The organism is Nocardia neocaledoniensis, assembly GCF_029868625.1.
In the GTDB taxonomy this organism is placed as follows: domain Bacteria; phylum Actinomycetota; class Actinomycetes; order Mycobacteriales; family Mycobacteriaceae; genus Nocardia; species Nocardia neocaledoniensis_A.
This window is the reverse complement of record NZ_JARWOJ010000230.1, coordinates 39,418-49,267: the sequence shown is the minus strand read 5'-3', so window position 1 is coordinate 49,267 and position 9,850 is coordinate 39,418. Positions and strand designations below refer to the sequence as shown.

At 70.5% G+C, this 9,850-nt stretch carries 10 protein-coding genes; 3 read left to right on the top strand and 7 right to left on the bottom strand.

The genetic code is table 11. The annotated features are described in order from the left end of the window. From QH270_RS17510 to QH270_RS17500, 3 genes are all read left to right on the top strand, one after another. A partial coding sequence (locus tag QH270_RS17510; RefSeq protein ID WP_280343473.1) for a penicillin-binding transpeptidase domain-containing protein occupies window positions 1-585 on the top strand: 585 nt, incomplete at its 5' end. A 159-nt stretch (window positions 586-744) separates the two neighbouring features. Next, window positions 745-1,206: a GyrI-like domain-containing protein gene (locus tag QH270_RS17505; RefSeq protein WP_280343471.1), complete on the top strand. Its 462-nt coding sequence runs from the start codon at window positions 745-747 to the stop codon at window positions 1,204-1,206. 2 nt (window positions 1,207-1,208) lie between these two features. Next, window positions 1,209-1,640, top strand: coding sequence for a GyrI-like domain-containing protein (locus tag QH270_RS17500; protein ID WP_280343468.1), 432 nt, complete (start codon window positions 1,209-1,211; stop codon window positions 1,638-1,640). A 309-nt stretch (window positions 1,641-1,949) separates the two neighbouring features. Here the strand turns inward: QH270_RS17500 and QH270_RS17495 are convergent, their stop codons facing one another. The 7 genes from QH270_RS17495 to QH270_RS17465 all read right to left on the bottom strand — a co-directional run bounded on the left by QH270_RS17495 (window position 1,950) and on the right by QH270_RS17465 (window position 9,828). Next, window positions 1,950-2,354, bottom strand: coding sequence for a roadblock/LC7 domain-containing protein (locus QH270_RS17495; protein WP_110040626.1), 405 nt, complete (start codon window positions 2,352-2,354; stop codon window positions 1,950-1,952). A 1-nt stretch (window position 2,355) separates the two neighbouring features. Beyond that, on the bottom strand, window positions 2,356-4,743 hold the full coding sequence (locus tag QH270_RS17490) for a sensor histidine kinase (RefSeq protein ID WP_348537670.1): 2,388 nt from the start codon (window positions 4,741-4,743) through the stop codon (window positions 2,356-2,358). A gap of 216 nt (window positions 4,744-4,959) precedes the next feature. Then, on the bottom strand, window positions 4,960-5,367 hold the full coding sequence (locus QH270_RS17485) for a DUF779 domain-containing protein (protein WP_280343462.1): 408 nt from the start codon (window positions 5,365-5,367) through the stop codon (window positions 4,960-4,962). Continuing rightward, on the bottom strand, window positions 5,367-6,788 hold the full coding sequence (locus tag QH270_RS17480) for an aldehyde dehydrogenase family protein (RefSeq protein ID WP_280343459.1): 1,422 nt from the start codon (window positions 6,786-6,788) through the stop codon (window positions 5,367-5,369). Before QH270_RS17480 ends, QH270_RS17485 begins: the two co-directional genes overlap by 1 nt. An 87-nt stretch (window positions 6,789-6,875) precedes the next feature. Then, window positions 6,876-8,123 carry a transcriptional regulator gene (locus QH270_RS17475; RefSeq protein WP_348537669.1) on the bottom strand — a complete coding sequence of 416 codons (1,248 nt, stop codon included), beginning with the start codon at window positions 8,121-8,123 and terminating at the stop codon, window positions 6,876-6,878. 127 nt (window positions 8,124-8,250) lie between these two features. Further along, window positions 8,251-8,571, bottom strand: a complete 321-nt coding sequence (locus QH270_RS17470) for a hypothetical protein (RefSeq protein WP_280343453.1) — start codon at window positions 8,569-8,571, stop codon at window positions 8,251-8,253. 69 nt (window positions 8,572-8,640) lie between these two features. Next, window positions 8,641-9,828 (bottom strand): alkaline phosphatase family protein, encoded by a 1,188-nt coding sequence (locus tag QH270_RS17465; RefSeq protein ID WP_348537668.1) that lies wholly within the window; start codon window positions 9,826-9,828, stop codon window positions 8,641-8,643. Window positions 9,829-9,850: the final 22 nt, after the last annotated feature.

The following is a 9,850-nucleotide window of genomic DNA, read 5'->3' as shown; positions in this document are numbered from 1 at the left end:
CCCGCGGTGCCCGAACAGGGGATCACCGCCGCGATCGCCGTTGCCACCACCCTGGCCATGACCCGGATCGCCAACTACTCCACCGGGCACGGCCTTGCCGACGGCTGGCCGTCGGCCGCCAAGACCGGCACCACCCAGCTCGGCGAGAGCAAGGACAACAAGGACGCCTGGATGATCGGCTACACGCCCGCACTGTCGACGGCGGTGTGGATCGGCACCGAGCAACCGCAGCCGTTGCGCGGCGGCGGCGGTGGCGCTATCTGGGGCTCCGGGCTGCCGTCCGACATCTGGAAGCAGGTGATGGACACCGCGCTGGCGGGCACGCCGATCGAGCAGTTCCCCACCCCGGCACTGTCCGGCGGCGGCTCGCCGGTACCGGGTGGGGCGCCCGCACCCGCGGCGCCCGGCGGCCCGTACGACATCCTGAACCCGCCCCGGAACTCGCCGCGCAATCCGCCGCCGGACATCATCACCCCGCCGACCGCGACGTCGCGCAACCCCGCGCCGCTGATCATCATCCCCCCGCCCGCGCCGCGGCCGTCCGGCTCGCCGGGCGAATTGTTCCCCGGTCTCGGCGGTGGATAGATCACGGATTGGCCACCCCGACCCGGCACCCCCGCGTTCATGGCAACATCGTTGGCCAGAGCGCGAGCCGCCCGACCGGTCCCGGCGCGAAACCTGTCATATCGATGCGGGAAGATATGCGCTCGAGCGACGACGAGACTAGACATAGGGGCTACGCAGGTGGATTTCAATGTCGTTGACCGTCCCGAGACGCTGATCGCGGGCACTGTGCTCCGCAGTCCGGCGCTCGCCGTGGAGGGGCCACGCCGTGCCAAGGTGGTGGAGGCGTGGCAGCACCTGCTGGCGAGACCCTCGTTACCGGGACCGATCGCGACGGGGTACGTCGATTTCGCGACGGAGATCAACTCCTACCTGACCCACATCGTCGGCTACGAGTGCAACACCCTCGCCGATCTTCTGGGCGGCGATGTGCCCGCGCGCACCCCGGCCGGCCGGTACGCGCGGTTCGTCGCCACCGGCGACAACCGGGGCGACACCATCGTGGGACTGTGGCGCCAGATCTGGGACGCGGAAGCCGCCGGGGAATTCGAACGTGCCTACGCCGGCGACTACGAGCAGTACCCGGACGACCGCACGGTCGAGATCTTCGTTTCGCTGATCGACGAGAAGGGGGGCGAGTAGCCATGACTGTCGATTTCGAGATCGTGACTCTCGACGACGGGCTGATCGCGGGGCTCACCGTCCCGCTGGCCGGTCGCGAGGTGACCGCGCGCGACCTCGACCTGGTCAATTTCACTTGGGACCGCTACCTGGCCAGGGAGAAGACGGTGCCGCGCGCCGCGGCCTACATCGGCCAGAACGATCACGCGGTCGCGGTGCTCGGCTACGAGGTGTCCGGCCTGGACGACATCGACACCGGCGACGTGCTCACCCGCATCCCCGCGGGCCGCTACGCCAAGTTCGTCGTCTCCGACAAGCCCTACGACCTGCTGCGCACCGCGTGGGCGCAGGTGATCAAAGCCGAGAACGCGGGCACCATCACGCGCTCGCACACCGCCGAGCTGGAGCGCTACACCGGCCCGACCAGCGTCGAGGTCTACGTCTCACTCGACTGAGCAGCACGAAAAAGGCCGGGCCACAGGGAAACACCCTGGGTCCCGGCCTTTGTCGATTTCGCAGCTGACACGACCCGACCTCGAGGAGGGTCCGCCGACGCAGTCGGCGCGGGGGGGGGGGGGGGGGGGGGGGGGGGGGGGGGGGGGGGGGGGGGGGGGGGGGGGGGCCCCCCCCCCCCCCCCCCGTCCCCTTGCCCCGGGCGGCCCCCGCCCCCTGGGGGGGGCGGGGGGCCCCGGCGTCGGCCCGCCCCTGGGGCCGGCCCGCGTCGTCGAACCACGGATCGCCGAGTCGAGTCATGGTGACGCTTCCTATAGCTCCGCAAGACCGTGCCGCGGTTCGGTCGACAGATAGCTGCCGACCCGCTGCACGGTGAGATTCATTTCGTAGGCGACCATGCCGAGATTGGCCGACTCGTTCGCCTGCAGGGCCAGGCAGGCGTTGTCGCCCGCCGAGGTGACGAACAGGACCGCGCGGTCGAGTTCGATCACCGCCTGGCGCACGCCACCGCCGTCGAAGCGGCTGCCCGCGCTGCGCGCCAGCCCGTAGAGGGTCGACGACATGGCCGCGAAGTGCTCGGCGTCCTCGCGCTTCATCTGCGAGGAGCGTCCGAGCAACAGCCCGTCGGTGGACAGCACGACCGCGTAGCGGACCCCGGCCAGCCGGTCGACGAGATCGTCGAGCAGCCAGTTGAGATCACCTGGGGAAGAGTTCACCTCAGCCTTCCTGTTCCTGATTGTTGCTCAGTGGTTTGCGACCCTGCCGGGTGCCGTTCTCGATCGCGGACATGATGTCGCGGGCCTGCTCGGGCGAGCGCGGCCGTTCCGTGGCGGGGGCGGCTTCGGCCGCGGGTTCCTCGGTGAGCTCGGGCACCAGATTGGTCTGGCGCTGACGGCGCGGCAGCGCGGGCCGGTCCTCGTTGCGTGGGGGCGCCGCCGGGATCTGCGGCGCGGCCGGAGCCTCGGCCGCCGTGGGGAATTCCGCCGCCGTGGGGAATTCGGGCACCGGGGGAAATTCGGGTACCACCGGCGCCGGCGGCTCGGCGACCAGGGTGGCCACCGGGGCCGAAGCCGATTCGACCGCGGTCAGTGGCCCGGTCACCACCGGCGAGGGCAGGCCGCGGCGCTGCGCCGAGGACAATGCGGGCGGCGAGCTCGGCATGTCGTCGGCACCGTCGGCGAGCAGCGCGGCGGGCACCAGGACGATCGCCCTGATGCCGCCGTAGTCGGATTCGCTGAGCCGCACCGAGATGCCGTGCGTGACGGCCAGGCGGGCGACCACGAACAGGCCGAGGCGCGAGTCCGAGGACAGCGTGCCGACGCCGAAGTCCGGCGGATCGGCCAGCATCGCGTTGAAGCGCTCCATGTCCTCGGGGTTCATCCCCATGCCCTGGTCGGTGATCTCGATGACCACGCCCTTGCCGACGACGTTGCCGCCCGCCTCCACCCGCGACTGCGGCGGGGAGAACGCGGTGGCGTTGTCGACGAGCTCGGCGAGCAGGTGCACGAGGTCGGCCACGACGGTCCCGACGACGCTCACCTCGGGCAGCTTGGTCACGCGCACCCTGGCGTAGTCGAGCGTCTCGCCGATGGCGCTGCGCACGACGTCCATCACCGGCACCGGCTTGCGCCACTGCCGCCCGGGGCGTCCGCCGCCGAGGATGATCAGGTTCTCGGCGTTGCGGCGCTCGCGGGTGGCCAGGTGGTCGAGCCGGAACAGGGTCTCGAGCAGAGCCGGATCCTCCTGTCGCCGTTCGGCTTCGTCGAGGATCTCGAGCTGCCGGTGCACGACGATCTGGCTGCGGTGGGCGATGTTGAGGAACACCGCGCGCACACCCTCCCTGGTGCGGGCCTCGTCGACGGCGGCGCGCAGCGCGGCCGCGGCGGCGTGCTCGAACGCGTCCGCCACCTGACCGATCTCGTCGCGGCCGAAGTCCAGCCTCGGGGTGATCTGGGCGGCATCCACGTCGACACCGTCGCGCAGCGCGCGCATGGTGGCGGGCAGCTGTTCGTCGGCGAGCGCGAGGGTCTCGGTGCGCAGGCGGCGCAGCCTGCGGATGATCCGGTTGGCCAGGATCACCGCGACCAGGAGCACGAGGCCGGTGAGTCCGAGCACGCCGCCGCCCGCCGCCCACGCGAAACCCTCGGACTGGCGCGAGGAATCGGCGGCCAGGCCCTGGACGTAGCGGTTGTGGGTCGAGTACAGGTCGAGCAGGGCCTGATCGACGGCGCCCAGCGCGCTCTGCCATTCGGCCGAGGTCATCGGCAGCGGCTCCGGCGCGGCTTGCCTGCTGCTGCTGCTCGTCGACGTGCTCGCCGGCTTCGCGTAGCGGGCGATGATCGCGCTCTCCATGGCCGCGAGCTGCTGCCACTGCGGCGAGGCCGTCAGCGACTGCAGCACCTCCCGCTCGCTGGCGGTGAGTTCGGGGACGAGCTGGGTGAGTTCGGTGCGGTAGAAACCGGTCTGGCGAATGTATTCGTCGAGAGGCACCGCGAATTGGCCGTCGGCGGCGACGATGGCCGCGCCGAGGGCGTTGCTGCGCGACATCGCCTCGATGCCTGCGAGCAGCTTCATGCCCTCGCCGACGCCGCCCGCCACGATCGCGTTCGGCGCCTCGGTGAGCACGAGCTTGGTTCCCGCGAGGAAGCTGTCGATGACGACGTTGAAGAACATGTACGCCTGCTCGGCGGGAAGCATGCCCGCGTCGGCGCCCGCGCGCATGCCGGTGATGTTGGTCCGGAGCAGTTCGTGCTCGGCCTGGTTGTCACCCAGATCGGTGCTGTCGACGTCGCGCAGGTTCTGCACGACGACGTTGAGCGCGTCCAGGGCGCTGTCGGTGCGTGCGCGAGCGGCGGCGAGACCGGGCAGCGTGGTGGTGTCGCCGGCCACCAGCGACAGCGTCAGGTGGCGCTCGGACTGGATGGCCTCGATGAGATCCTGGGTGGGCGCCACGGCACCTTGGAGGGCGGACGCCCATTCCTTGGCGGTGTTGCTCTCATTGACCAGGTATCCCGCCGTGCCGACACCGACCGCCACCAGCGTCACGCTGGGAATGAGAGCGATCGCCAGAATCCGGGTACGAACACCGAGTCTCGCTAAGAACATCGCCATAACGTAACGGAATCGTTGCACTCTTGTCGCGCCTGTCTCGGTGAGCGAGACGCGATTTGGATTGTCGCCGAACACATTTGCTAGGGCGGCGCGGACACGGAAAAGCGGCGAGCTCGCCCCGCCGGCTGAGCCGCGATGGCCCAGTCGGCGGGGGCTCGCCGTGTCCTGGCCGCTCCGGGAAAGATCCGGCCAGGTCAGGTCCTCGCGCCGCTACAACGTGCGGTCGGCGCCGGTCCGTGGGGGCGGGGCCGCGGCCAGTGCCGCGTTCTCCGCCGGTGTCAGCTGCCGCGCGCGCAGCACGAAACGCATGCCGTGGCCCGCCTCGAGCGACTGCTCGTCGGCCTGGCCGCGCACCGCGTCGACGGTGAGATGGGTGTCCTTCCAGTGTTCGAACTGCGCGGGGCTGATCCAGAATTCGGTGTGCCAGGTGAGCCTGCCGAGCAGCACGTCGGCCTTCTCGATCGGGAACTCCTTGGCGGACAGGCAGACCGGCGCGACTTCGGAGTCGGCGCCGGCACCGGACTGGCGGAACAGTACCGGCCCGTTGTCCTCGATCAGCCTGCGCAACAGGGTCTGCGCGCGTTCGGTGATCTCCACGCGGTGGATCCGGTTCTGCATCAGAACATCCCGGGGTTCGTGGTCGAATGGCTGACCAGTACCTTCTTGGTCCGCTGGTAGTGCCCGAGCAACATGGCGTGATTCTCCCTGACGGCGCGCGCGGGGTAGGGGTCGTAGCAATTGGTGAAGATCCGGCCCGCATCGATCTCGCGGGCCAGCCGGTGGGCGGTGGCGATGTCGCGGGTCCACACGCCCGCACCGAGACCGTGACGGGTGTCGTTGGCGAGGCGGATCGCCTCGTCGATCGTGTCGAAGCGGGTGACCGCGACAACGGGTCCCAAGATCTCCTCACGGAAGATCCGCATCGTGTTCTCGCCCTCGAACACGGTGGGTTCGAGGAAATACCCACCGGGTAGGCCGTCGACCTTACGTGCTTCCCCTCCAGTGAGCACGCGGGCGCCTTCGGCTCTGCCGATGTCGAGGTAGGACAGGATCTTCTCGTACTGGTCGTTGCCGGCCTGCGCCCCGATCATCGTCTCGGTGTCGAGCGGATGACCGGACACGATGGCCTCGGTGCGGGCGAGGCAGCGGGCGAGGAACTCGTCATAGATCGACGAGTGGATCAGCGCGCGTGACGGGCACGTGCGCACCTCGCCCTGGTTCACGGCGAACGTGACGAAACCCTCGACGGCTTTGGCGAGGTAGGCGTCGTCGGCGGCCGTGACGTCGGACAGGAAGAGATTGGGGCTCTTGCCGCCCGGGTCCGGGGTGTCGACCTTGGCCAGTCCCGGGTGGCCGGTCAACTGGGCGAGCACCTGCGCGGTGCGTCCGTTCACCACATTGAGCACCCCGGGCGGCAGCAGGTCGGCGATGAGTTCCACCACCAGCAGCAGCGAGGCGGGCGTCTGCTGGGCCGGGACGAGCACCACGCAGTTGCCCGCGGCCAGGGCGGGCGCCAGCAGGGCGGCCGCGGACAGGATCGGGAAGTCCCAGCCCGCGTGCTGACCGATCACCCCCAGCGGGCTGTGGAAATGGTAGGAGATGGTGTCGAGGTCGCGTGGCGCGATCGCGCCCTCCTGGGCCCGCAGCACACCGGCGAAGCAGCGGAACTGGTCGACCGTCAGCGGCAGGTCCCCGTGCAGGGTCTCGCGAACCGGTTTGCCGTTGTCCCAGGTCTCCGCGACGGCCAGCGGCTCGATGCTGTTCTCGATCCGGTCGGCGATGGTGGTGAGGATGCCCGCCCGTGCGGCGATCGGTGTCGCGGCCCAGCCGTCGGCGGCCCGCTGGGCGGCCTCGACCGCCAGGTCGATGTCGGCGGCGGTGGATCCGGCCACCGCGCAGAAGGTTTCGCCGTCGACGGGGGAGGTGTTGTCGAAATAACGGCCTTCGATCGGCGCGACCCAGTCGCCACCGATGAAGTTGTCGTATCGGGCGGCATAACTGACTATGCCGGTGTCCGATCCGGGCTTGCCGTAGATCATGCGCCTCGCTCCTCGCGGCCTGTGCGTGGTGGCACACACTATGGTCGGCGAAGGTTGGTACGAGGTAGGTGCGAGTGTTCGCGCAGGTCAGGACTGGCGCGCGGTGTAGAGGCGGGCGGTGACGACGGCGCGGCGCACGTCGTCGCGCGGCAGCAGACGCAGCGCGTGCTCGTGGATCGCGATGTCGCCGGGGCAGCGCTGACCGAACGCGACGGCGTGTTCGGGACGGTCGCTGCCGAGCACGGCGTTGCGGATCCCGACATCGAGGTGCGCGCGCCACTGTTCCACGCCGGGCAGATCGGAGCCGGGCAGCAGCGGCCCGCGATAGAGCCACAGCGCGGAGGTGAGGTCGCCACCCTCGATCGCGGCGAGCAGGTCGACCGCGTCGCAGGAGATCGGACCGGTGAGCATGTAGCGCCGGTTGGCGATCTCGCCGCGGGTGGCCCGGCGCAGGTGCGAGACATCGGCTTTGAGCGTGTTGAGCGAGACCGCCCGCTCGCCGTAGACCGCGGCGTGCAGTTGTTCGGGGGTGTAGCCCTCGGGTTCGAGCGCCAGCAGGGCCAGGATCTCGAGCTGGCGCGGCGGCAGCGGCACCGGCCTGCCGTCGCGGAGAAGCCGTGCGGCGCCGAGGCATTCGAGACGCACGCCGGGGGCTGGGGCGGGCGCCTCGGCGCGCAACATGGTCTCCACCGCGGTGACCAGGGCGCGCACGGAGGTCATCACCATCGGATGGGACCGTTCCCAGCTCGAGGACAGGTCGAGCACGCCGACCTGCCTGCCGTCGGGTCCGTGGATGGGCGCGGAATAGCAGACCCACCCGTGCAGCGCCGCGACCAGGTGTTCGGCGGAGAAGACCGTGCAGGCCTTGTCGTCGTGCAGTGCCAGCGACAACCCGTTGGTGCCCATGTGGCTTTCGTCCCAGACCCCGCCGGGGGCGAAGTTCACCTGCTCGCCCTGCCTGCGCAGTGCCCGGTCGCCCGCGGTCCACAAGATGGTGCCCGATTCGTCACTGACGACAGCGAGATAGCCGGAGTCCTCGGCGATTCCGCGCAGCTGACCGGCGAGTTCGGTCACCGGCCTGCGCAGCGGCGACTCCGACCAGCGATCGCTGATGTCGTTGAAGCCGGGCGCGACGGTCTGTCCGGGGTCGACGGTGTGCAGCGAGCGCTGCCAGGACTTGGCGACCTCTTCGCGCACCGGTCCGGTGTCGCGGGGCAGTTGCATCGGACGCGACGGCGCGGCGAGCCGGTTCCACTGCTTCTCCAGCGCACCGCGATAGTCCGCGAGCCGGTCGGGCCTGGGTGACCCGGCGCTCCGGTCCTCGTGTGCGCCCACGTTCACTCCCTGCTCTCCGCCTGCCCTGTCCTGTCTATCAGCTGGGCGTGCGACGCGTGCGCTGTTTTCCGGCGGACGACCAGGTCGCCGGTGCCTGCCCTGTCGTGGCGGCTTGACGCCGCCCCGGTTACTTGTTCAGGAACAGACCGGCGATATCGGCGTTCTTGATCGGGGTGTCGATATTGCGCTGGCCCGCGCACAGCAGGTCGACCTGCACGATCATCGAATCGACCAGGGTGCCGGCCGGCTCGTTGTCGGAGCCGCTGCGCTCCTTGATCGCCTTGGTGATGGTGATCCGCTTGGTGTCGGGTTCCTGGTTGACGTAGTCGCGGCAGGTCGTGTCACCGCCCTGGTTGAGCGCCCGCTCGACCTCGGTGCAACCGCTCGCCAGCACCGCCAGCACCGCGACGCCGAGCGCGAGGGTCCCGGTTCGGGTGGTGGACTGCATGGTTCCTCCTGGAGGGTTCGCTGAGCGCGCCGCGCGCGATCGGGTGGCCTCCAGCCTATGCGGTGCGGTTCAGGTGCGGTGGATCCGCAGGGGGACGAGTTGCTCGGCGGCGGTGAGTGAGCCGTGGTGGCCGACCATCATCGTCTGCAGCGGCTCGGCGCCGGTCCGCACGATGCCGCCGGTGCCCAGCGCGGCGACGACGAGATCGCCGATGCGCGAGGTGAATTCGTCGGCGACCGGCCCGAACCAGCCTGCTTCGACGGCCTCGGCGCGGGTGCGGACCAGGAAATCGGTGCCGAGGACGGCCCGCCAGGTGTCGGCGACGTCGGCGGCCGCGCCGTCGCGGGTGTACACGTGGCGGGCGCGCGGTTCGCCGCCGAGCTCGGCCACCCCGTCGGGCAGATCGGGGTGGGTGTCGAAGTCGATCCGGTCGCCGAGTTCGACCATCCCGTGGTCGGCGGTGACGATCAGCGCGGAGCGAGCGGGCAGGCGGGCGGCGAGTTCGGCGGCGATCCGGTCGACGTGGGCGAGTTCGAAGCGCCAGGCTCTGCTGGCCGGTCCGCGCGCGTGGCCGGTGGTGTCGAGCTCCGAATGATAGGTGTAGACCAGGGTTTTCGGCGCCGAGCCGACCGCGCGCAGAACACCGTCGAGCAGGTCGCCGACCGAGTAGGTGGGCCGGAAGTCGCCGCCGCGCCAGCCCGCCCTGGTGAGCCCGGAGCCGTTCTGATAGCCGGGCGCCACCTGGATGGCGGGGATGCCGGCGGCGATGGCGCGTTCGAAGGCACTGAGTCGTGGCTGGACCCGCTCGGGCGGGAAGGCGGTCAGCGCGTCGACTTTCGGGCCTTCGCCGTTGAGCCGCCACCGCAGGGTGTTGAACAGGCGGTCCTGGCCGGGCAGGCGCAGCAGGTAGCTGAGGATGCCGTGCTCGCCCGGCGGCAGGCCGGTGCCGAGCGTGGTGAGGCTGGTGGCGGTGGTGCTGGGGAAGCCCGCGGTGAGCGTCGCGGCGGGCAGGCCGGTGAGGAACGGCGCGGTCGCGGCGTTCTCGGCGAGCGCCAGTGCGCCGAGCCCGTCGACGAGCAGGACACAAACGTGGTCGACGTCGAGGGCCAGCCCGAGCCGGTCGGTCTCGCCCTCGACACCCAGGCAGGCCAGGGCCGAGGGGAGCAGATCGGCGAGCGAGGCCGTGCCGTAGCGGGGCACGAGCACCGAATCGTGGATCGCGGTGGCGGACATCGGCTCTGCTGCTCGGTGCTGCACGATTCCACTGTAGGGGAGCTCC

Coding starts and splice junctions, on each gene's coding strand:
- QH270_RS17480 (WP_280343459.1), bottom strand. CDS start 6,788: ATGATCTACGGCAAGCCCGGATCGGACACCGGCATAGTCAGTTATGCC.
- QH270_RS17485 (WP_280343462.1), bottom strand. CDS start 5,367: ATGCAGAACCGGATCCACCGCGTGGAGATCACCGAACGCGCGCAGACC.
- QH270_RS17500 (WP_280343468.1), top strand. CDS start 1,209: ATGACTGTCGATTTCGAGATCGTGACTCTCGACGACGGGCTGATCGCG.
- QH270_RS17470 (WP_280343453.1), bottom strand. CDS start 8,571: ATGCAGTCCACCACCCGAACCGGGACCCTCGCGCTCGGCGTCGCGGTG.
- QH270_RS17490 (WP_348537670.1), bottom strand. CDS start 4,743: ATGTTCTTAGCGAGACTCGGTGTTCGTACCCGGATTCTGGCGATCGCT.